At 69.3% G+C, this 21,414-nt stretch carries 24 protein-coding genes; 13 read left to right on the forward strand and 11 right to left on the reverse strand.

Features of this window, described 5'->3' with window-relative positions; genetic code table 11:
* Nucleotides 1-316, forward strand: a 316-nt coding sequence (locus BM228_RS11065; protein WP_139234077.1) for a transposase, incomplete at its 5' end; no start/stop codon positions are given.
* Between the two features lie 14 nt (nucleotides 317-330).
* Here BM228_RS11065 and BM228_RS11070 read toward each other — a convergent pair.
* A complete protein-coding gene (locus tag BM228_RS11070; protein WP_092039968.1) occupies nucleotides 331-2,649 on the reverse strand; it encodes a TonB-dependent siderophore receptor in 2,319 nt (772 codons plus the stop codon).
* Between the two features lie 113 nt (nucleotides 2,650-2,762).
* On the opposite strand from BM228_RS11070, the gene BM228_RS11075 reads away from it, so the two are divergent.
* Nucleotides 2,763-3,164 carry a hypothetical protein gene (locus BM228_RS11075; protein ID WP_092039970.1) on the forward strand — a complete coding sequence of 134 codons (402 nt, stop codon included), beginning with the start codon at nucleotides 2,763-2,765 and terminating at the stop codon, nucleotides 3,162-3,164.
* Nucleotides 3,165-3,175: 11 nt separating this feature from the next.
* Here the strand turns inward: BM228_RS11075 and BM228_RS11080 are convergent, their stop codons facing one another.
* Nucleotides 3,176-3,892 (reverse strand): FadR/GntR family transcriptional regulator, encoded by a 717-nt coding sequence (locus BM228_RS11080; RefSeq protein ID WP_092039973.1) that lies wholly within the window; start codon nucleotides 3,890-3,892, stop codon nucleotides 3,176-3,178.
* 183 nt (nucleotides 3,893-4,075) lie between these two features.
* Here BM228_RS11080 and BM228_RS11085 point away from each other — a divergent pair, with 183 nt between their 5' ends.
* The 4 genes from BM228_RS11085 (at nucleotide 4,076) to metB (ending at nucleotide 8,609) form a co-directional block, all read left to right on the forward strand.
* Nucleotides 4,076-6,145 (forward strand): FUSC family protein, encoded by a 2,070-nt coding sequence (locus tag BM228_RS11085; RefSeq protein ID WP_092039975.1) that lies wholly within the window; start codon nucleotides 4,076-4,078, stop codon nucleotides 6,143-6,145.
* Entirely contained in the window at nucleotides 6,139-6,333 is a 195-nt protein-coding gene (locus tag BM228_RS11090) for a DUF1656 domain-containing protein (RefSeq protein WP_092039977.1), read from the forward strand. Before BM228_RS11085 ends, BM228_RS11090 begins: the two co-directional genes overlap by 7 nt.
* A gap of 8 nt (nucleotides 6,334-6,341) precedes the next feature.
* Nucleotides 6,342-7,250, forward strand: coding sequence for an HlyD family secretion protein (locus BM228_RS11095; protein WP_092039980.1), 909 nt, complete (start codon nucleotides 6,342-6,344; stop codon nucleotides 7,248-7,250).
* A gap of 195 nt (nucleotides 7,251-7,445) precedes the next feature.
* Nucleotides 7,446-8,609, forward strand: coding sequence for a cystathionine gamma-synthase (gene metB, locus BM228_RS11100; protein WP_092039981.1), 1,164 nt, complete (start codon nucleotides 7,446-7,448; stop codon nucleotides 8,607-8,609).
* Between the two features lie 9 nt (nucleotides 8,610-8,618).
* On the opposite strand, the gene BM228_RS11105 is transcribed toward metB, so the two are convergent.
* Nucleotides 8,619-9,395 carry a hypothetical protein gene (locus tag BM228_RS11105; protein WP_244537101.1) on the reverse strand — a complete coding sequence of 259 codons (777 nt, stop codon included), beginning with the start codon at nucleotides 9,393-9,395 and terminating at the stop codon, nucleotides 8,619-8,621.
* 180 nt (nucleotides 9,396-9,575) lie between these two features.
* On the opposite strand from BM228_RS11105, the gene BM228_RS11110 reads away from it, so the two are divergent.
* The 4 genes from BM228_RS11110 to BM228_RS11125 all read left to right on the forward strand — a co-directional run bounded on the left by BM228_RS11110 (nucleotide 9,576) and on the right by BM228_RS11125 (nucleotide 13,882).
* Nucleotides 9,576-9,800, forward strand: a complete 225-nt coding sequence (locus BM228_RS11110) for a lysozyme inhibitor LprI family protein (RefSeq protein ID WP_244537102.1) — start codon at nucleotides 9,576-9,578, stop codon at nucleotides 9,798-9,800.
* Between the two features lie 270 nt (nucleotides 9,801-10,070).
* Nucleotides 10,071-10,856, forward strand: a complete 786-nt coding sequence (locus BM228_RS11115) for a LamB/YcsF family protein (RefSeq protein WP_092039983.1) — start codon at nucleotides 10,071-10,073, stop codon at nucleotides 10,854-10,856.
* Nucleotides 10,857-10,952: 96 nt separating this feature from the next.
* Nucleotides 10,953-13,298 carry an Orn/Lys/Arg family decarboxylase gene (locus tag BM228_RS11120; RefSeq protein ID WP_092039984.1) on the forward strand — a complete coding sequence of 782 codons (2,346 nt, stop codon included), beginning with the start codon at nucleotides 10,953-10,955 and terminating at the stop codon, nucleotides 13,296-13,298.
* On the forward strand, nucleotides 13,298-13,882 hold the full coding sequence (locus BM228_RS11125) for a GNAT family N-acetyltransferase (RefSeq protein WP_092039987.1): 585 nt from the start codon (nucleotides 13,298-13,300) through the stop codon (nucleotides 13,880-13,882). Before BM228_RS11120 ends, BM228_RS11125 begins: the two co-directional genes overlap by 1 nt.
* 15 nt (nucleotides 13,883-13,897) lie before the next feature.
* On the opposite strand, the gene BM228_RS11130 is transcribed toward BM228_RS11125, so the two are convergent.
* The 3 genes from BM228_RS11130 to BM228_RS11140 are packed head-to-tail and all read right to left on the reverse strand — an operon-like array spanning nucleotide 13,898 to nucleotide 15,730.
* Complete coding sequence (locus tag BM228_RS11130) at nucleotides 13,898-14,488, reverse strand: YceI family protein (RefSeq protein ID WP_092039989.1); 591 nt, start codon at nucleotides 14,486-14,488, stop codon at nucleotides 13,898-13,900.
* The gene (locus BM228_RS11135) at nucleotides 14,485-15,093 is read right to left on the reverse strand and encodes a cytochrome b (RefSeq protein WP_092039992.1); all 609 of its coding nucleotides are present in this window, start codon (nucleotides 15,091-15,093) and stop codon (nucleotides 14,485-14,487) included. The genes BM228_RS11130 and BM228_RS11135 overlap by 4 nt, the downstream gene beginning before the upstream one ends.
* A gap of 28 nt (nucleotides 15,094-15,121) precedes the next feature.
* Nucleotides 15,122-15,730: a YceI family protein gene (locus BM228_RS11140; protein WP_092039994.1), complete on the reverse strand. Its 609-nt coding sequence runs from the start codon at nucleotides 15,728-15,730 to the stop codon at nucleotides 15,122-15,124.
* 124 nt (nucleotides 15,731-15,854) lie between these two features.
* Here BM228_RS11140 and BM228_RS11145 point away from each other — a divergent pair, with 124 nt between their 5' ends.
* The gene (locus tag BM228_RS11145) at nucleotides 15,855-16,802 is read left to right on the forward strand and encodes a LysR family transcriptional regulator (RefSeq protein WP_092039996.1); all 948 of its coding nucleotides are present in this window, start codon (nucleotides 15,855-15,857) and stop codon (nucleotides 16,800-16,802) included.
* Nucleotides 16,803-16,984: 182 nt separating this feature from the next.
* Nucleotides 16,985-17,347 (forward strand): cupredoxin domain-containing protein, encoded by a 363-nt coding sequence (locus tag BM228_RS11150; protein WP_092039999.1) that lies wholly within the window; start codon nucleotides 16,985-16,987, stop codon nucleotides 17,345-17,347.
* A gap of 47 nt (nucleotides 17,348-17,394) precedes the next feature.
* Here the strand turns inward: BM228_RS11150 and BM228_RS11155 are convergent, their stop codons facing one another.
* The 4 genes from BM228_RS11155 to BM228_RS11170 form a co-directional block, all read right to left on the reverse strand.
* Nucleotides 17,395-17,940, reverse strand: coding sequence for a hypothetical protein (locus tag BM228_RS11155; RefSeq protein WP_244537103.1), 546 nt, complete (start codon nucleotides 17,938-17,940; stop codon nucleotides 17,395-17,397).
* 265 nt (nucleotides 17,941-18,205) lie between these two features.
* Nucleotides 18,206-18,559 (reverse strand): hypothetical protein, encoded by a 354-nt coding sequence (locus BM228_RS36090; RefSeq protein ID WP_425284930.1) that lies wholly within the window; start codon nucleotides 18,557-18,559, stop codon nucleotides 18,206-18,208.
* Between the two features lie 84 nt (nucleotides 18,560-18,643).
* On the reverse strand, nucleotides 18,644-19,006 hold the full coding sequence (locus BM228_RS11165; protein WP_092040004.1) for a DUF4406 domain-containing protein: 363 nt from the start codon (nucleotides 19,004-19,006) through the stop codon (nucleotides 18,644-18,646).
* Nucleotides 19,007-19,009: 3 nt separating this feature from the next.
* Nucleotides 19,010-19,612, reverse strand: a complete 603-nt coding sequence (locus BM228_RS11170) for an NUDIX domain-containing protein (RefSeq protein ID WP_092040006.1) — start codon at nucleotides 19,610-19,612, stop codon at nucleotides 19,010-19,012.
* Nucleotides 19,613-19,724: 112 nt separating this feature from the next.
* Between BM228_RS11170 and BM228_RS11175 the strand changes: the two genes are divergently transcribed.
* Entirely contained in the window at nucleotides 19,725-20,480 is a 756-nt protein-coding gene (locus BM228_RS11175; RefSeq protein ID WP_092040009.1) for a DeoR/GlpR family DNA-binding transcription regulator, read from the forward strand.
* 47 nt (nucleotides 20,481-20,527) lie between these two features.
* Here the strand turns inward: BM228_RS11175 and BM228_RS11180 are convergent, their stop codons facing one another.
* The gene (locus tag BM228_RS11180) at nucleotides 20,528-21,256 is read right to left on the reverse strand and encodes a spermidine synthase (RefSeq protein ID WP_092040012.1); all 729 of its coding nucleotides are present in this window, start codon (nucleotides 21,254-21,256) and stop codon (nucleotides 20,528-20,530) included.
* Nucleotides 21,257-21,414 lie beyond the last annotated feature (158 nt).

Here is a 21,414-nt window from a genome sequence, read left to right on the forward strand (position 1 = left end):
CCCACCCGTGCGCAACGGTCGGCGGGGCCGGCCGCGACACCGCCCGGACAAACTGCACGCCGACAAAGCCTACGACGCTGAACCGCGCCGACACGAGTGCCGGGCGCGTGGGATTGTACCGCGCATCGCACGCCGCGGCATCGAGAGCAGCGAGAGGCTAGGCCGGCATCGGTGGGTGGTGGAGCGCACGCACGCTTGGTTCAATCGCTTCCGTCGGCTGCCCGTGCGCTACGAGCGACGTGCAGACATCTACGAAGCCTTCACCAGCCTCGCTGCCAGCCTCATCACACTCAACCAGATCAGACGGTTCTGTTAGGCGCTCTTAAAAACTCACCAGCGGTAGCCGAGGCTGGCGATGACAGTCCGGCCGTTCCCGTAGAAGCAGCCGCCCGCCGCGAAGCAGGAGGCGAGGTAGGTCCGGTCGAACAGGTTCGCGGCGTTGACCGAGACCTGCCAGCCCGCTAGCCCCGGATCAGCGGCGCCGAGATCGTAGCGGATCGCGGCATCGAAGAGCGTGGCGTCGGGTACGGAAAAACTGTTGGCCGGATCGCCGGCGCTCCGGCCGATGGCGCGGATCCCGCCGGCGAGGCTGAGGCCCGCGAGCGGCCCGCCCGGGAACCGATAATTCGCCCAGAGCGACACCAGCTGGTCGGGCACGGCGACGAAGCGCTTGCCGACGAGCGCCAGGTTGCTGTCCCGGCGCACGGTGGTGTCGAGGTAGGTATAGGCGCCGATCAGATCGAGGCTGTCAGACAGGGTCGCGCGGGCCTCGAACTCGATACCGCGCGAGCGCACCGCGCCGGTCTGGACGCTGTAGAAGGGGTGGGCCGAGTCGGCGGTGGCGACGTTGTCCTGGGTGATGTCGAAGGCCGAGACGGCGACGAAGCTTTCCAGACCGGGGGGCTGATACTTCACCCCGGCCTCGGTCTGCCGCGCATGGGTCGGCTTGAACGGGGCGCCCGAGAAGCCGGTGCCCAGCGTCGGCTCGAACGACGTCGCGTAGCTCGCATACGGCGCAAGGCCGCTGTCGAACAGGTAGACCGCGCCGACCCGGCCGGTGAAGGCCTGGTCGTCCTGGGTGGATGTCCGCGCCGCCGAACGGGTGGTGGTATCGAGCAGGGACCAGTCCTGCCTTCCCCCGATCGTGACGACCCAGTTGTCCAGGCGCATCTGGTCCTGGGCGTAGAGTCCGACGCGGCTCCAGTCCTGATGGGTGCGCGGGACGGCAGGCGGACGCGCGAAGGGTCGGCCGTAGACCGGCGCGGCAAAGTCGATCGCCGGCACCGGGCCGAAGCCCGAGGCGTTCACGTCCGCCCGGGAGCCCTGATAGCCGAGCCCGAGCAGGAGTGTATGGCCGATCGGTCCGGTGGCGAAGTCGGCCTGCACCTGGTTTTCCAGGGACACGCCATCGACCGCCTCCCGCGACCAGGAGGCCGAGCGTTCGAGCAGGCTCGAAGTCGCGCCGAACGGAGCGAAGTAGTTGATCGCCACGCCTTCGAAGCGCGTGTCGATATGGGCGTAGCGCAGGTTCTGGCGGACGGCCCAGGTCGCGTCGAAGCGGTGCTCGAAGGCGTAGCCGGCCATGTATTGCTGGCGGTCGTAAGCATCGAAGCCGGGCTCGCCCGGGAAGAAGCGGCGCCGGATGCGCCCGGCCGGGTTGGGGACCAGGGTCCCCTCAGCCGGCAGCCAACCCGAAAAGTTGTTGTCCGGGTCGTTCTGGTAGAAGCCGAGCAGGGTGAGGTGCGTGTCCTCGTCCGGCCGCCAGGCCAGCGCCGGCGCCAGCACGAGCCGCTGCTCTCGGGAAAAGTCGGCCTGGGTGTCGACCCACCGGCCGAGGCCGTTGAGGCGATAGGCCCAGCGGCCGTCCTCGGTGATCGGGCCGCCGAGGTCGAAGGCCGCCTCGGCGCGGTTGCGATTGCCGGTGGTGAGCGTGACCGCGCGGAAAGGCTGCTCGGTCGGCCGCTTGCTGACCATGGCGATGAGGCCGCCCGGGCTCGCCTGCCCGTAGAGCACCGAGGCCGGGCCGCGCAGCACCTCGACGCGCTCCAGCACCGCCGGGTCGATGACCTGCGCGGCCCAGTTGCCGCCCTTGACCAGCGGCAGGCCGTCGAGGATTTGCGGGTTGGTCGCGCCGGCCGCGAACCCGCCGAAGCCGCGCAGGAACACGCTTTCCAGCACGCCGCCGACCCGCGTGTCGGCGAACACGCCCGGCGTGTAGCGCACGCTGTCGCCGACGCTCCGGGCCGCTTGCTGGTCGATCTGCACCCGGGGAATCACCGACACCGCCTGCGGCACCGTGATGAGGGGCGTGTCGGTCTTCGTGCCCGCGGCCGTGACCCGCGCGACGATGCTGGGAACCGGATCCGTCCCGGTGATCCCGCGGCCGCTGACCGTGAGGGCCGGCAGCACGATCTCCGCGCCGTCGCCGCGGCTGCGCTCGCGGGCGACCTGGTTCCCAGCTGCCGAGTGCCGGGCCGGCGCGTCGCCCGAAGGCGCGTCGATCGGCGGCTGCGGCTCCGCGCGAAGGTGGGCCGGGGCGAGGCACAGGATCAGTGCCAGCACCGCGCCGCTCGTCCCCTTGCTCAGGCCCGAAGGCCGCAGCCGGTCGAACATGGCGGGGGCGAGCGCTTGCAGCGGGTGCGGAGACATCGGCCGGCTCCTGTCTGGGGAGCCCAGCGCTACGGCGATTGCCCGCCTCCGTCAATAAAGGTAGGATGATTGGATGAAACTATCTTCTAGCACCATTCCAAGGCGTTGAGTTCATGGACCGCGAGCCGTTCACCCTCCACGATGTCTCGACCTTCCCCATTGTCCGGTTACGGAATGAGGCGGCGTCCTCGCCGGGCTACGCCCTCGCCTGGTGCGCGGAGATGGATCGGCTTCTGGCAAGCCAAACACCCTTCGCGCTCATCTACCCGACTCGCCGGACCGACGAGCCGCATGACGATCGGGTCGCCCGGGGTCTCTGGCTGAAGCGGAACAAAGAGGCCTTGGCGGCGCGTTGCCGGGCCTTGATCGTGGTCGAGCCCGACTCGGATCGACGCCAGGCGCTGGAGGCGGCCTTTCCGAGCCTCGTCCGCGCATTCGGCACGCCCCAGGCCGCCTGTGCCAGCGATCGGGACGCTGTCTTGCTCGCCAGGCAGGCCTTGGAGGCGGAGGGCTGAACGGAGCCCGATCAGCTATCGGATGAAGCGGGTATTTCGACGCTCCCGAGCGCGTCGAGGATCGGGCCGATGATCGCCCGGGCGGCCTCCGCGGCGCCAGGCTCGTCCCGGTCCCGGATCGCGTCGACCAGACGGCGATGGGCCGCGAGGTCCGGCTCGGGCAAGGCCCGATCGGCGAGCGCCGCGCTCGTGCTGCTGTGCAACGACAGGGCGAAGTAACGGTAGAGCTCCGCGAGGGCGGCGTTGTCGCCGCATTGCGCCACCGCGATGTGAAAGGCGATATCGCGCTCGATGAAGCCAGCGAGATCGCCGTCTTGCGGACGCTCCCCACGCGCGTCCAGCAGGGCGTCGAGCCGCGGAAGGTCGTCATCGCTCCGCCGGGCCGCAGCCCGGCGAGCCGCCTCGGTTTCGAGGAGCGCCCGCAGCTCGAAATGGTCGCGCAGGCTCGCATGGGTCACCCGGCGCATGATCTCCGCGGGGTCGACGTTCAGCCGGACATAGGTCCCGTCGCCCTGCCGGACCTCCAGCACCTTGGCATGCGAGAGCACCCGCACGGCCTCCCGCACGGTGTTCCGCCCGACCTGCAGCATCTCGGCGAGTTCCGCCTCCTTCGGGATGCGGGCGCCGATCTTCCACTGGCCGCTCTCGATCTGCGTGCGGATGAGGTCGATGGTCGAATCGACCAGGGAGCGTCGCGGGATCTGGGGAAGGGACGGGATGGTCGCCATGCCGGTCTCATCGGGCGGGAAGCAGGATCATCCTACCTCTCGGCGCGGCGATTGACGACGGCTGGGGAAAAGGTAGGATGATCCTACTTATCGCGTCGCGAGCAGGCCAGCTATGGGTCTCCCACACATGCGTTCCGGACCCGCGCACGCAAGCATCGCGGCCGACCGGCCGTTCGCCACCGCATGACCGGCCCCGCCGCCAGCCCATCGCCGCGTGCCGCAATTCTTCGGCGCAGCGTCTGCACGCGCCTCCTCGCCATCGACGTCCTGACGCCTCGGGGCGGCTACGTCGCGCGCTCGACCGGCGCCGCGCTTCTCGCCCTCGGCGTCGCGTTCGGCCTGCACCTCGAGACGCCCTACTCGGCGGCCTCGACGGTCCTGCTGGTCGCCAACGCCAACCAGGGCGCGGTTCTCGCCAAGGGTGGATGGCGCCTCGTCGGCACGGTGATCGGCGGCGTGGCCGCGCTCGCCCTCATGGGCCTGTTCATCCAGACACCCATCCTGTTCATCCTCGGTTTCGCGCTCTGGCTCGGCCTCTGCACCGCCGGGGCGACGCTACTCCGCCATTTCCGGGCGTCCGGCGCGGCCGTGGCCGGCTATACGATCGGCCTCGCCACCTATGGCGCGCTGGAAGCGCCCGAGCGGGAGCTGGATGCGGTGCTCGGCCGGACGGCGACCGTGGCGGTGGGCGTGGTCTGCCTCGGGGTGGTGGCGGCCCTGTTCAGCCGGCGGGCCACGCGCACCGCCCTCGACACGGCTCTGATCGGGCAGTTCGGCACGGTCGCCGGCCTCGCCCTGGAGCGGTTGCGCAGCGAAGAGCCGGGGCATGGGCTGCCGACCGCGGCTCAGATCGCCGGCTTGTTCGCGATCGACGACCTGCTGGAACTGAGCCGAGCCGAATCCCCGGACCTGGCGGGGCGTGAAGGCGCGGTGCGTGCCACCATGGCCGCCCTGTTCGGCGCGCTGCTGGGCGCGTCGGACCTGTGCGCCGTCGATCCGCAAGCGCCCCGGGATTGCGTCGCGGCGCACCGGGATGTCGTCGCCGAACTGCCGCGGATCCTGGCCCTGATCGAGGCTCGGCGCTTCGCTGACGCGCTCGACCGGATCACCGGGTTGCGCGGTGCCCTGCAGGCGTACGCACACCGCGCCGAAGCCGCGGAGACCGGAACCGCCGCCTCGTTGATCGCCCTCGACCGGCTCGTCGCGTTCGTCGCGGATTACGAATCGGCCCTGTCCGGGATGGCACGCCTGCATGGGAGCCGCCCGATGCCGGCGCGGGCGTTCCGGTTCCATCGGGACTGGCGGGCGGCGACCGAGAACGGCTTGCGCGCCGCGCTGGCGATCCTGCTCGCGGGCGCCTTCGGGATCGCGACCGGCTGGAACGACTGGTCGCTCCTGCTGCTCATCCTCGCACCCTATTCGGTCCTGCTCGCCATGACCGGCAATCCGGCCGCGGGCGCCGTCGCGTTCATCCACGGTACGATCGTGGCCGTGCCGGCGGCCTTCGTCTGCGCCTTCGGCCTGATGCCCGGCGTGCAAGGTTTCCCGCTGCTGATCGCAGTGATCGCGCCGTTCTGGATGGCGGGCCTCTACGCCACCACCGTGCCGCGCCGCGCGCCGGCCGGGCTCGCCTACCTGGTCGCGTTCAACACCCTCGTCGGCGCGACCAACCCGATGGTGTTCAGCGTGCCGGCCTTCCTGAACCAGGCGTTCGGCTGGGTGGCGGCTGTCTTCGTGACGCTTCTGGTCTTCCGCCTGCTCCTCCCGCACGATCCAAGGCGGCAGGCGCGGCGCATCCAGGCGGCTCTGCGCCGCGACGCGCTGGCGCGCCTGCATTCGGACCCGCCCGAGCCTCGGCACGTCTGGGAGCATCTCCAGCACCACCGGCTGGCCCGCATCGCCCTGAGCCTCAGGGTCGATCCGGCCGCGGCGGCGGCGATGACGGCGGACGGGATCGCGGCCGTGCAGGTCGGGCGCGCGGCGATCCGGGCCCGCGCCGCAGCCTGGCACGCCACAGCACCGGCGCTCCTGCGCACGATCACCCTGCAAGCCCTGGCCGACGCCGCTCGGTCGCCGCGACAGGCGCGCGACATCCTCGCGGCGGCGGCCGCCGAGATCGCCGCGCGGTCGATCGAGGATCCTCGTGCGTGGCCGGCGGCCCATCGGGTCGCCACCTGCCTGACCGACATGGCGATGCGGCTCGAAGCCCATCCGGACTGGTCCGTCGGCCGGCACCCGAGCGCCCCATGCTGAGCGAGGTCGCCATCGGGGACGTCTACCTGCCGCCCATCCTCATCTACCTCGTCGCGGCGATCCCGGTCTTCACCGGGCTTCGCGCCGTCCTGGCCCGGACGGGGGTGCTGCGCTTCGCCTGGCATCCCGCGCTCGTGGAGTTCGCGGTGCTGCTCGCGACGCTGGCGCTCCTCATCCTGTTCGTCTGAGAGCCGCCATGACGCTCCTGAAGCGCCTGCTCCGCCCCTTGCTGACCCTGGCCGTCGTTGCCGCCACAATGGTGCTGCTCGTGGGTTTGTGGCGCGCTTACATGCTCGCGCCCTGGACGCGCGACGGGCGGGTCAGCGCCGAGGTGGTGCGGGTCACCCCCGAGGTCTCGGGGACGGTCGTCGAGGTGCGCGCCATCGACAACCAGTTCGTCCATCGGGGCGACATCCTCTACGTCATCGACCCGCACCGCTTCCGGCTGGCTCTCGACGGCGCGCTGGCCGTCGTCCTGGCCAAGCGCGAGGATGCGGCGCTGAAGGCCGCCACCGCGCGCCGGCGCAATCAGCTGGGGCCGGGTGTCGCGGCCCCGGAAACGATCGAGCTGGCGAACGGCATGGCGGCGATCGCGCAGGCCGATCACGACGCGGCGCGCGCCGCCGCCCATGTCGCGCAGATCAACCTCGATCGCACCACAATCCGGGCCCCGGTCGACGGCTACGTCACCAACCTCCGGCTGCGGCCGGGCGATTATGCGACGGCCGGAATCACCCGCGTCTCGGTGATCGATGCGGAGGGATTCTGGATCACCGCGTATTTCGAGGAGACCAAGCTGTCCCGGATCGCGATCGGCGCCCGCGCCGAGATCCGCCTGATGGGCTTCACACCGCCCGTCTCCAAGCATGTGGAAAGCATCGGACACGGCATTGCCGACGCCAACGAAAGCCCGGATCATCTCGGCCTGCCGAGCGTCAATCCGGTCTTCACCTGGGTGCGGCTGGCGCAGCGCATTCCCGTCCGGATCCACATCGACGCGGTGCCGCCGGGGGTGACGCTCGCGGCCGGCATGACCTGCAGCGTGGCCGTCGGCGAGGCCGCTGGCGAGGGCCGGTTGCTGTCCCGGCTGGATGTCCTGCCGTAACGACGCCGTCACCGGGCACCGGCAAAGAGCGGACGCGCTGACGACCGGCCGAGGCCGGATCGCGCACGCGGACGGTTCGCCCTCCGATCGCGGCCATCGTTCTCTTGAAAGCCTGTTCCGTTCGCCATAAAGAACGCACGAACCAGCCGGCGGTCACACGCGCCGGCCCGATTCCGGCGCAGGAAGGAACAGCCGATGTCCGAGCGACTCGATGCCCGCACGATCGCGGCGACCAACGGGGTGGCCCAGGATACGGCCTTCGGGGCCGTGATCGCGCCGATCCATCTGTCGACGACCTTCAAGTTCCCGGCCTTCGAGCAGCCCGGCCCTTACGATTACTCGCGGCTCGGCAACCCGACCCGCGACCAACTCGCCGACACGATCGCCAAGCTCGAAGGCGGCGCCCGGGCGGTCATGGTGTCGAGTGGCATGGCGGCCCTCGACCTCGCCCTGTCGAGCCTCTGTCCCGGCGATCTGCTGGTCGCGCCGCATGATTGCTACGGCGGGACGCACCGGCTGCTCAGGCTGCGCGCCGCCCGCGGGCAGTACCGCGTGATCTTCGTCGACCAGACCGATGCGGCGGCCCTGGCCGCGGCGCTGGCCGAAAAACCCAAGGTCGTGCTGGTCGAGACGCCGAGCAATCCGCTGATGCGGGTGGTGGACGTCCGCCGGGTCACCGGTCAAGCCAAGGCGGTCGGGGCGCTGGCTGTGGTCGACAACACCTTCCTGTCGCCGGCGCTGCAGCAGCCGATCGCCCTCGGGGCCGATCTCGTCGTCCACTCCACCACGAAATTCCTCAACGGCCATTCGGACGTGATCGGCGGTGCCGTGATCGCTGCGGAGGCCTCGGTCGGCGACGAGCTCGCCGCTTGGGCGAACACGATCGGGGTCACCGGCTCGCCGCTCGACGCCTACCTGACCCTGCGCGGCATCCGCACTCTGTTCGTCCGGGTGGAGCGCCAGCAGCAGAATGCCGGGCAGCTCGCGAGCTTCCTGGACGCGCATCCGGCGGTGAGCCGGGTCCATTACCCGGGCCTGCCGTCCCATCCGGGCCATGCCATCGCCAAGGCCCAGCAGGCCGGGTTCGGCGCCATGCTGAGCTTCGAGCTGGCCGGCGGTCGCGCCGCGGTGAAGACCCTGGTGGAGACGTTGCGGGTGTTCACGCTGGCCGAGTCGTTGGGCGGCGTCGAAAGCCTGATCGCGCACCCGCCGACCATGACGCATGCCGCGATGGATCCCGAGGCACGGGCCATCGCGGGCATCACCGACGGGCTGCTGCGCCTGTCGATCGGCCTCGAAGCCGTGGACGATCTTCTGGCCGACCTGTCCCGCGGCCTGGAGGCGGTGACGCGCGGCTGAGCCGGCGGCTCACTCCTCCTCGACCACGCTGAACCCGGACTCGTCCTCGACCACCCGGTATCGGGAGAGGCGTAGAGTCTGGGACCGCTCGGCCGCCTCGTCCCGACACTTCAGGACGTGGGCGGTCCGGTTGACCACCTGCAGGTTCGGCGCGCCCCAGTAGCCGAGCAGCTCCGGCCAGGGCGCGTCCCGGTGCTCGCGCCAGACCCGGTAGAGCGGCAGAGCGTGGTCGACCTCGGCGGTGCGCAGCAGCCGCTTGCCGGAGGCCTTGCAGCGATGCCCCTGGTGGCGCTTCAGCACTTTGACCTGCTCGTGCGGCGCGCTCCAGAACTTCCAGGCGGCGACACAGGCCGCGTGCCAGCCGGCCTTGCCGTTCGGCACGCCCTGCCCCCAGAGGTCCCGATGCCAGCCGAACCGGTAGACCGGCTGGCCGCAGATGCAGCAGGCGCCGCGACCGCGGGCGAAGGCCGGCTCGCGGAACGGGGCCGGCGGCACCCGGAAGCTCGCCGGGCGCCCGCCGGCCCCGCCCTCGCCGAGCTGCCAGGTCCAGCCCTCCGGCGTGCCGGAGCGCGCCGCCAGGGCTCTAGCCAGCCGGTCGGCCCGCAGGATGTGGTTGCGCCAGTAGCTCTCCACCGCCAGCCGCGGGGTTGGCGGGATCAGGGGCCGCGTCAGGGCATGGTGCAGAACCGGAGCCGGGAAGATCGCCGGCAGGGCCCGCTCCAGCCGCGCCTGGGCCTTGGCGTTCTTCAGGTCGCGCCAGCTGGATGTCGTGATCGAGACCGTCATGCCGGGCCGTGCTAGCGCGCGACGCGCAGGAAGGCGACGGCATCCGGGTCACAGGTTCGGGCTGGCAGGCTTAAGAAAGTGTTTCCCGTGAAACATCGGCGCGGGCGCATCGGCTCGTGCCTCGAAGGCCCTCGACGCCGCCGACGTGAAGCTCAATGCCGCCTGCGGAAGGCCCTGTCGGTGACCGATCAGGACGACCGCCCGCCGGAGGCCAAGGTGGTCTGGAAGACCCAGTTCACGGCGGCCCAGCGCGCCTGGATCGCCTTCCGGGATGCCGATTGCGGCGATCTCACCTTCAGCGAGTGGAACAACGGCAGCGGCACCACCGGCGCGCTGTATGCCTGCCAATACGACAAGACCGTCCAGCGGACCGACGATATTCTGAGCCGTTACCCGCTTCATTAGAGGGTCGGTCCTGCCTCCGAGTGGGCGCAACGAGCGCAGGATAAACCACCCTGTCATTCCGGGGCCGCGCAGCGGAGCCCGGAATCCAGAAACCCAGGTCGAGCAGGATCCTGCGCCGTTGGCGGCTATGGATTCCGGGCTCGCCTGCGGCGCCCTGGAATGACGGAGGGGATGTTTCAGGGTTCGCGCAACGCCCCCAAGCCCTTCGGAGGCAGAGCGGCTGGTCCGACCCTTGAATGCGCAGAGCCGCCGCGCCTGCGAGGAACCCGGATGATCGTCGACCTGAACTGCGACATGGGCGAAGGCTTCGGCGTCTACCGCCTGGGCGACGATGCCGGGATGCTGGCGATCGCTACCTCGGCCAACATCGCCTGCGGGTTCCACGCCGGCGATCCGCTGGTCATGCACGAGACCCTGACCCTTGCCGCCCGGGCCGGCGTCCAGGCCGGGGCGCATCCGGGCTTCCTCGATCTCTGGGGTTTCGGGCGGCGCCCGATCCACGGCGAGCGCCCGGCCGATGTCGAGAAGGCCGTGCTCTATCAGGTCGGCGCCCTGCTGGCGCTGGCGCAGGATGCCGGCTGCCCGGTGCGGCACGTGAAGACCCACGGGGCGCTGGGCAACATCGCCAACGCGGACGCGGATCTCGCCCTGGCGGTGGCCCGGGCGATCCGGACGCTCGACCGCGACCTGATCTTCGTGGTGATGCCCGGCCTCGAGACCGAGCGGGCGGGTGAGCGGCTCGGCCTGCCCCTCGCCCGGGAGATCTACGCCGACCGAGCTTACGCCGATACCGGCAACCTGATCTCGCGGAAGCTCCCCGGGGCGGTGCTGCACGATCCGGTGGACGCGGCCGGGCGCGTGGCGCGGATGCTGGAGGATCGCGCGATCCTCTGCCTGTCCGGGCGGCGCATCCCGGCCCGGATCGACAGCCTCTGCGTCCATGGCGACACGCCGGGGGCCGTCGCGATGGCCGCGCAGGTGCGCGCCGACCTCGCCGCCAGAGGGATCGCGATCAGGCCGATGGCTCAGGTGATCGGGACCTCGATCGGCGCCTGAGACCGCCGGTTTCGGCCGCCATCCGGCGCAGTGTCATGCAATCGTCGCAGATGGACCAGAAAGCCACTCGCTGCTTGCAAGGCTGAGAGGGGCTCCATGGATTTCCACCGTCGCTTCACGGTTCTGATGTGCGCCCCCGCCTTCGATCCGGACGACCTGGAGGGCGCGCGGGTCGCCCAGATCGTGGCCGCGGTGGAGAATCGCGGCTTCGAGGTGGTGCGGGCCCGGCGCGTCGAGGATGCGGCCATCGCGGTGCAGACCGATGCCGCCATCGGCTGCATGGTGGTCGACTGGGGCAAGCGCGGCCTCGACGGCAAGGCTGCCGCGCTCATCGACATGATGCGCAAGCGCGGCCTGGAGATGCCGATCGTCATCATGGTCCGCCGCAAGCGGCTGGAGGACATCCCGGTCGAGCTTCTGGACTTCATCGACGGCTACATCTTCCTCGCGGAAGAGACCCCCGAATTCATCGCCCGCGGCCTGGTCAGCCGGGTGACGCAATATGCCCAGACGCTGAAGACGCCGTTCTTCGGCGCGCTGGTCGATTATGCCGAGAAGGGTAACCAGCTCTGGACTTGCCCGGGCCATAACGGCGGCATTTTCTACAACCGCTCACCCATCGGGCGGATCTTCGTGGAGCATCTCGGCGAGGCGATCTTCCGCGACGACCTCGACAATTCGGTGCTCGACCTCGGCGACCTGCTGACCCACGAGGGTCCGGCGCTCAAGGCCCAGAAGGAGGCCGCCAAGATCTTCGGGGCGGAGAAGACCTACTTCGTCCTCAACGGCACCTCGGCCTCCAACAAGATCGTGCTGTCCTCGCTGGTGGCCGAGGACGACCTCGTGCTGTTCGACCGCAACAACCACAAAGCGGCCCATCACGGCGCCCTGTTCCTCGGCGGCGGCATCCCGATCTTTTTGGAAACGGACCGGAACGCCTACGGCTTGATCGGTCCGATCTATCATGAGGCCCTGGACGAGACGCGTATCCGCGAGAAGATCCGCCGCAATCCGCTGGTGACCGACCCAGAGGCCTGGCGCCGGGAGCGGCCGTTCCGGGTCGCGGTGATCGAGCAATGCACCTACGACGGCACGATCTACGACGCGCAGGAGATCCTGGAGCGGATCGGCCACCTCTGCGACTACATCCTGTTCGACGAGGCCTGGGCGGGCTTCATGAAATTCCACCCGCTCTACGCCCGACGCTTCGCCATGGGGCTCACCGGCCTCGACGAGACCTCGCCGGGGATCGTGGCCACGCAATCGACCCACAAGCAGCTCGCGAGCTTCTCCCAGGCCTCGCAGATCCACACCCGCGACGGGCATATCCGCGGCCAGACCCGGCGGGTCGAGCACAAGCGCCTCAACGAGAGTTTTCTGGTCCACGCCTCGACCTCGCCGTTCTACCCGCTCTTCGCCTCCCTCGATGTCGGCGCCCAGATGATGAAGGGCCGCTCGGGCATGATCCTGTGGGACGACACGATCCGGCTCGGGATCGAGTGGCGCAAGAAGGTCCGGGCGATCCGGCGGGAATTCGAGGAGAACGAGGCCGATCCGCTGCGACGCTGGTTCTTCGACCCGTTCGTGCCGGACGTGACCAGCACTGCCGACGGGGCGGAGGTGCCCTGGGAGAAGGTGCCCACCGACGAGCTCGCCGCCGACCCGCGGCACTGGGAACTGAAGCCCGGCGCCCGCTGGCACGGGTTCACCCATGTCGCCCCGGGCTACGCCATCACCGACCCGAACAAGCTCACGGTGCTCACCCCGGGCTTCGACCGGCGGACGGGGGCCTATGCCGACCACGGCGTGCCGGCGCCGATCGTGGCCCAATACCTGCGTGAGAACCGGATCGTCGCCGAGAAGAACGACCTGAACTCGCTGCTCTTCCTGCTGACCCCGGGGGTCGAATCCTCCAAGGCCGGGACGCTGATCTCCGGCCTCGTCGCCTTCAAGCGGCTCCACGACGACAACGTGCCGCTCGAGGAGGCCATGCCGGAATTCGTCAACCGCCGGCCCAACCGCTACCGCGGGGTGCGCCTGCGCGACCTCTGCGCCGAGTTCCACGCCTTCCATCGGGAGGCCGGCACCTCCGCGCTCCAGCGCCGGCAATTCGCCCCCGAGCACCTGCCCGAGATGGTGATGCCGCCCAAGAAGGCTGCCCAGATGCTGACCCGCAACAAGGTCGATTACGTGCCGATCGCCGAAGCCGAGGGGCGCATCGCCACGACCCTGATGCTGGTCTATCCGCCCGGCATCGGCACCGTGCTGCCGGGCGAGCGCCTGGACGACCGCGCCAAGCCGATGCTGGACTATTTCAAGATGTTCGAGGCCTCGGCCAACCTGTTCCCGGGCTTCGAGGCCGAGATCCAGGGGGTCTACCGCGAGGTCGAGCCGGACGGGCGGATCCGCTTCCACACCTACGTCGTGCGGGACGGCGCCTGATGGAGATCGAGCCCGAGGAAGGCGCCCCGATCCCGGTCCGGCCGAGCCCGGACATCATCATCCGCGCTTCCTCGGATGCGGATGTCGAGGCCATGGTGGCGATCTACGAGCACCATATCGGCAAGGGCGTCGGCAACGTCGCCGATTTCGACGACGAGGCGCGCCTGCTGCCCGACGACCTGAAGCGGCGGCGCAAGACCATGCGCAAGAAGCGCCTGCCCCACCTCGTCGCCGAGCGCGGCGGCCAGGTGGCGGGCTACGCCTACGCGGTGCCGTTCCGGAAGCGCCCGGCCTATCGCTACACCCTCAAGCACTCGATCTACGTGCATCCCGACCACCTCCATGCCGGGATCGGGCGCCGGCTCCTGCCGGCGCTGATCGAGGCCTGCGCGGCGGGGGGCTACCGGCAGATGATCGGCTACATCGACGCGCAGAACGAAGCGTCCTTGCGCCTCCACGAGACCTGCGGCTTCGTCCGGGCCGGCTACCTGAAGGCGGTGGGCTTCAAGTACGGCCGCTGGTCCGACAGCGTGATGGTGCAGCGGGCGCTGGGCACCGGGTCCGAGGACCAGCCGGGGTCGTAGGTCGCGCGGGACCGGTCAGTGCCCCTCGGCCGGGGCGGGCCGGGCGGTGGCGACGAGGTCGATATCGACCCCGACTTCGAGGGCGACCCATTGTCCGGAGGCCCAGGCGCCCTGGCCGACACCGAAATCGGTGCGGACGAGCCCGACATGCCCGATGGCGTGTGCTTGGCCGCCATCGAGCGACAGGTGGAAGGGCAGCGTCAGCGGGCGTTTCGTACCGCGGATCGTCAGCTCGCCGATGGCCTCGTAGTCGCCCCGGCCCTTGTCGACGAAGCGGGTCGCCTCGAAGCGCGCGTGGCTGGCGCTCGCCACGTCGAACCAGTCCTTCTGGGGCAGCGCCGTGTCGCGCTGGGCGTCGCCGGTGCGGGCGCTGCCGAGATCGACCAGCACCGTGGCATGGCCCGCCTCGGGCTTGGCGGGATCGAACTCCACCTTTGCGTCGAAGCGCTCGAAACGTCCGGAGAACGGGGTCCCGACTTGAACGCCCGAGAACCGGATCGCGCTCTTGGCCGGATCCACCGCCCATTCGGCGGCAGCGGCCGGGAACGCGGCGCCCGACAGGGCGGCCGACAGGCACAGGGCGGACAGCAGGCGGCGCAGGGTCATCGGGTCGATTCCAGGGTTTTGGTCCGCGTCGCCCCGGGGCGGACCGGCAGCATCCGCCACAGCACGCCGTCGCGCAGGATGAGGTGGTGGCGCAGCGCGGCCACGACGTGCAGCACCAGGAGCGCGGTCAGGAACCACGCCCCGTAGGCGTGGAGCGCCTTGATCAGCCCCTCCGCGGCCGCCGGGTCGGCGAGCAGCGGGGCGAGCGGCAGGTGCGGCCAGGGCACCAGCCCGTACAGCACGGTCGGGATGTTGAACGGCGAGAGCGAGACCACCGCCCAGCCGGTGAGCGGCAGCCCGACCAGAAGCCCGTAGAGGAGTCCGTGCGCCGCACCCGCCGCCCGGCGTTCCCGGGCCGGCATGCCGGCCGGATAGGGCGGCGGCCGGTGGGCCAGCCGCCAGGCGAGACGCAGACCGGTCAGGATCAGCACGGTGATCCCGACCGACTTGTGCCACTGGTAGAGTGGGAACAGGCGCATCGGGCTCAAGCCTGCATGCGTCATGGTCAGGCCCATGCCGATCAGGGCGAGCACGCCGAGCGCGCTGGCCCAGTGCAGCAGGATGGCCACTGCGGAGTAGTGCCGCGCCGACGCGTCGGGTGCCATGGCCATCCTCCCGCCCCGGAACTCCGGGTCAGTCCTGCCGCTCGAAGGCGCCCGCGATGGTCAGGTGCAGGTCGTCACCGATCAGCGGCACGTAGGTCTTCACCCCGAACTCGGAGCGCTTGAGCGTGCCGGTGGCGTCGAAGCCGACCGTGACCTTCTTGCTCAGCGGGTTCACGCCGGCCCCGACCAGGGTGACGTCCAGGGTCACTGGCTTGGTCACGCCGTGGAGCGTCAGGTTGCCGGTGACCTTCGCCTTGTCCTTGCCCTCGGGGGCGACCTTGGTGGACACGAAGGTGATCTCGGGGAACTTACCCGCGTCGAGCCACTGGTCGCCCTTCAGCTCGTCGGTGAGCTTGGCGCTGGTCGTGGTCACCGAGGCGACCGGGATCTTGATCGTGAGCTTCGCGGCCGCCGGGTTCTTCGGCTGCAGGTCGAGGGTTCCGGACACGTCCGAGAAGCCGCCGGCATAATTCGAGAAGCCCATATGGGAGACCCGCCAGCCGACCTGGGTGTGATTCGGATCGACCGCGTAGGTGCCGGCCTGGATCTGGGCCGGGTCGCGGGTCGCCGGGGTCTGGGACAGGGCCGGGGTGGCGACGAGGAGGGCCAGAAGGCCGGAGGCGAGAAGCGACTTCAAGGGATTCTCCCAGATGAGGACGGCGGGTGTGACGGCCGATTGGGACGGCCGACTCGGTCCGGCGCACAGCCACGTCCCTGTAGACCCGTTCACGGCCACGGTTGAGCCTGCTATCCGGAACCCCATGGTTGCGAGATCGGAAACCTTCAGGGGCAGCCTCGACGACGTGCGCGCCTTCTGCACGGTCGTCGATCTCGGCACGGTCACGGCGGCGGCCGCGAGCCTGCGGGAGACGAAGGGCAGCGTCAGCCGGCGCCTGTCCCGGCTGGAGCAGGCGCTCGGCGCCCGGCTGATGGCGCGGACCTCACGGGCGGTCTCGCCGACCGCGGAGGGGCTCGCCTTCTACGCCAAGGCCCATGAGAGCCTGGCGCTGCTCGACGCGGCGGCCGAAACCGCTCGCGACGCCCAGACGGTGCCGGCCGGGCACCTGCGCATGACCACCTCGATCGATTTCGGGATCGAGGTGATGCCGGAGATCATCGCGAGCTTCCGGGCCGCCTACCCGCAGATCACGGTGGAGATGCTGAACACCGATACCCGCCTCGATCTCGCGGCCAACCGGATCGACCTCGCCCTGCGGCTCGGCGGCGCGGAGGAGACCGGCTACCGGGCCGTCGTCCTGGCGACCCTGTCGGTGGCCCTCTACGCCGCACCCGCCTACCTGCTGCGCCGACCAGCGCCGACCGATCTGGCCGGGTTGCACGACCACGACCTGATCCTCCCCCGGGAGCGGACCGGCGGGGGCGCCCTCTCCCTCACCGACGGGCAGGGCCGGGCCGAGCAGCTCGTCCTGAACCCGGCCATCCGGGTCAGCGATTTCTCCACCGTCCACCGCCTGACCCTGGTCGGTGCCGGGATTGGCCATATCCCCAGCCTCGTGGCCGCCCGGGCGGTGGCGGCGGGCCAGCTCGTGCGCGTGCTGGCTCCGTGGGCGAGGCGGGGGGCGGCCCTGCGCGCCGTGACCCTGGCTGGGCGCGACTTGCCGGCCCGGGTCCAGGTCTTCCGGGAGCACGTGCGCGCGGCCCTGACCCCGTGCGACGAGGAGACGCTTTCACCAACGAATACAGTCTAGGATTGTATTTCCGAACTATATATGCGCTATTGACGACGCGATCGAGACAATCTTATGCGTCCGTGTAGGGCGGCGTTGAGGGGCGCCGCGCATCATGGCCGGCAGCGGCAGCCCGGGCCGCTCCGGTACGGCTTCCCCGATCCCTGACCCGGACGCATCCCCTTCTCGCGCGGACACCCAACATGCCCCTTTGCAACCGGTGCCTGCGGCCCCTGCTTCTCGTCGGGACGATGGGTCTCGCGGGTCTGTGTGCGGCGCCGGGTTCGGCCTGGGCGACGCTGGCGAGCACGACCCGAGTCGTCCTGCAGAAGGGGCGCCACTACGTGCCCACCGACCTGTTCCTGCGGCTGGGCGACACGATCACCCTGCGCAACGAGGATACCAGCCAGACCCACCACGCCTTCATCGAGGCCGATCGGTTCTCGTTCGATGACGGCGATCAGGAGCCCGGCACCGAAACCCGTCTGGTCCTAGTCGAGCCGGGGGATTTCGTCATCCAGTGCGGCATCCATCCGAAGATGAAGCTGACCATTCACGTCCAGTAGGGCGCTTCCCGCCAGGGGAGACGCCGAACCACGACCCCGCCTCGGGCTCAGCCTTCGCTGTCGCGGCCGAGGCCGAGCCCGCGGATGAGATCGCCGATCGGATCGATTTTTTTGGACTCTGGCTCCGGGGCCGATGGCGCCGCGACGGCGGGCTCGACGGTCGCCGTGCGAGCCAGGGCGGCATGGCGCAGGCGCGCCGCGCGACGGGTGGTGCGGTCCGCCACCTTCGAGCGATGCGCAGCCAGCGCGGTCCGAGATTTCTGGGCCGGTGCGATCATCTCGCTCGGCAGAGCCGGGGTCGTGGCGAGGCCGGGCGGCAGGGCGGTCATCTGCGGCGCCAGCAGGTCGGACGGCGTCGCGGCTGCGGTTTCGGAGACGCGCGGCTCCGGCCTGCTCACATCGGCCATCCGGGCTGGCGGATCCATCCAGGTCGACAGCGCGGCCGTCACGGCGACGGTCCGGACCGGGCGCGTCTGCACCTCGTAATTGCCCGGATGCAGTGTATGCGCGGCCACCACCAGGCCGAATACGGCGATCGCGGTCGTCGCGAGGGTGGATCTGTAGTGTTCCATGACGGCAGAACGAACAGCCAAGGTCATGGTTCCGCTTGGCCGAAGCTCTCGGCCGCGGATGCAGACAAGAAAAAAGGCCACTCCCGAAGGAGCGGCCCGAAGTCTAGGGAGGAAACGCCCAAGAAGGGCAACGGGATCGCGACGCCATCGCCATCCCGCAGTGCAGAGATAGGCTACCGCAGTGCGGCATGCAACCGACCGGCGGTTGTTTCTGCATGCATGGATGACACGCCCTGGTCGCCGAGATACGCGCCTACGTCATGGCTCGCGATCCGGCACGGCCGGATCAGCCGCCGTTCTGCGGCTCGTCATGCCCGATCAGCCGCTCGACCTCGGCCAGGGCGACGGCCCGGGCGGCGCCCTCGGAGGCGTGCGGACGGTACGATCCCCGGACCAGCTTGCCGCGGTCGCGGATCGCCCACGTGAAACGGCCCGGGTCATGCCGGCTCGGCCTGACCTCGACCGTGTAGAGATGCCCGCCATTCGCACCCATGCCCCGCATGTGCGGAGTCCCGGGCGCCGGCCCAGGGGGTGCGACCGTGGGCGGCAGGCGGATCCCGCTTCCCGTCTTGCCCGGAGCGTCTTGCTGGGAAGGATCGAGCCGGACGTTGGCGAACAATGCCGCCGCGAACGGTACCATCGCCACATCCTGCACAGGCATCGTCCCGGTTGATCTTGTCCCAACGGCAACGGGACGAAGTCCGAGATGCCGCAATCAGGTCGTCTAACGACCTGAGCAGCCGGGTATGTCCTCGAGGCGATAAAAAATCGGGATGCCTCGTTTCGTCGCGATACGGACATCGTTATCGGCCCCCGTGGATGTCCCCGGAAGGCGAAGGACGGCATCACAGAGCTCAAGGATGCGGCTCGCCGCAGGATGGAAGATCTGGTCGTACAGTTCGTCTCCCGGGTGCTCTCCGCCCGCTGCCTGCCAAACCGGCAGAGCGATCCACTCGCCGATCATGGGCAGATGACCGGCCTCGAAGAGGGGCCAGGATACTGCTTCAAGCCGCCGAAGGTTCGCAGCCATCTTGGCTGGCTCGTCATCCGTACCTGAGCGGTAAGGGCCTGCGATCAGGATCAGCATGGATCAGTTCCCCCCGGACAGCGGGAACTTGAACAGGTTCAGAGCGGCATATTGCAGGAGCATGATCGTCTTGGCATCGCGGATGATGCCACTCTCGATCATCTTCAGCGCCTGATCGAAGCCGACCTCCAGAACTTCGATGTCCTCGCCTTCAGCTGCCAGTCCGCCACCTGCGCGGACGCGGTCATTGACTTGGTAAATCCCGACGAAAAAGAACATTTTTTCCGTCACCGATCCGGGACTCATATAGGCCTCGAAAATCCGTCTCATGTCCCGGATCCGGAAGCCGGTTTCTTCCTCCGTTTCAGCGCGAATACGGTCTTCCGGCGTGGAATCGTCGAGCAAACCGGCGGGGGTCTCGATCAAGAGGTCATCCCAGCCATTGACGAAGGCGGCGTACCGGAACTGGCGAGTCAAAATGACCGTGAAGCGCTCCGGGTCATAGAGAAGAATCGTCGCTCCATTTCCTCTGTCGTAAGTCTCTCGACTCTGTCTCTGCCATGTTTCATCGGTACGACGATACCGAAAGGTCGTTTTTTTCAACACAGACCAATCGTCCGAAAGCACGCGCACGTCTTCGACGCGTATCCGATCCGCAACACCCATAGAACACCTCTCGACCGCACGAAACAGCACGGATTCGCATCAGGCTTTGCCCATTCCGCGAATTTCGTGCAGTTTCGCTTGGAGTCAAGAAATTTCGTGCAGGAACTCGCCGATGCTCACCTCGGAACGCAAGACCCACATCCTGAAGGCTCTGCATCGCGACGGACGCATCGTCGCGAAGGCAGTCAGCCAGGAATTAGGGCTTTCGGAAGATACGATTCGACGCGACTTGCGTGAGCTTGCAGGGCAAGGGCTGCTGCAACGCGTTCATGGTGGTGCATTGCCGGCATCGCCCGCGGTCGCCGATCTCGCGGCCCGGCAAAGTCTGTCACCGGAAGGTAAGACCACGCTTGGCAGAGCGGCGGCCAAAATGGTCAAGCCAGGGCAGGTGATCTTTCTCGACGGCGGCACGACCGCCATCCAGGTCGCTCGACATCTCGACCCAAACCTCAAGGCCACCTTCGTCACCCATAGTCCGAACGTGGCCGTCGCGTTGGCAGACCATACCGGCATCGAGGTCGAGTTGATTGGCGGGCGATTGTTTCGACACTCCATGGTCGCCGTGGGCGCAATCGCTGCCGAAGCCATCGCGCGTATCCGTGCCGACCTCTACTTCCTGGGCGTGACCGGCGTACATGCCGAGATCGGTCTTACGACCGGAGATTCCGAAGAGGCGGCGATCAAGCGCGCTCTGAGCCGGCAGGCGGCCGAGACTGTCGTTCTGGCTTCCCGTGAAAAGCTCGGGGCCGTCTCACAGTTCCTGATCCAGCCACTGGCTGACATCGACGTTCTCGTTGTCGAGGGCAGCCTCCCGATGGAGGTGATCGATCCTTTTCAGCAGGCCGGCACCACCATCGCGTTCGCTTGAGGGCATCGACCGTCGTCGCAACGGCCAAGGCCACGCGGCAATGATAGCTACCGGGCTGGCCTTGAGCGGCCGGCCTCGGGCCGATCCGGCGCGACCGGCCCCTCGGTCCGGGTACCGAGCCAGACCACGTGCTTGGGGCCGCTGCCGCGGCCGCTGGCATGGACCCGGGCCTCCTCGACCGCGAAGCCGGAACGCTGAAGCCGGGACTTGAACTTCCGGTCCGGGGCGCCCGACCAGACCGCCAGGATGCCGCCCGGGCGCAGGGCCCAGCGGGCGCGCTTGAGGCCCCAATTGTCGTAGAGCCGGTCGTTGGAGCGGCGCATCAGGCCCTCCGGGCCGTTGTCGACGTCGAGCAGGATGGCGTCGTACTGGCCCGGCCCCGCCTGGATCAGGCGATTGACGTCGGATTCCCGCACCTCGACCCGGGGATCGTCCAGGCAATCGCCGAAGACATGGGCGAGCGGGCCGCGGGCCCAGGCGATCACGGCCGGGACCAGCTCGGCCACCACCACCCGCGCCTCCGGGCCGAGGCCTTCCAGCGCCGCCCGCAGGGTGAAGCCCATGCCGAGGCCGCCGATCAGCATCCGGGCCCGGGGCCGGTCCTTCAGCCGCTCGCAGGTCATGGCCGCGAGCGCCGCCTCGGAGCCGCTGCGGCGGTTGTTCATCAGCTCGATCGTGTCGGCCAGGATCGAGAACTCGTCGCCGCGCTGCATCAGGCGCAGATCGGTGCCGCCGCCCGGGACCGAGCCGGTGTCGAGATGAACCCAGGGTATCACGGACGTTTCCTCGATTGGCGGTGCGGCCGGTCGGGGACCGTCGGCACGAAAGATCACGGCGAGAGCGGGGCCGCGGGTGGGTTCGGCGCTGCGCGCGGTGCAACCCCCTGCGCGGCGGTGCCCCCTGCCGCGCGGGATCGCGGTGGCGTATCAGCACC

The organism is Methylobacterium pseudosasicola, assembly GCF_900114535.1.
Taxonomy (GTDB): Bacteria; Pseudomonadota; Alphaproteobacteria; order Rhizobiales; family Beijerinckiaceae; genus Methylobacterium; species Methylobacterium pseudosasicola.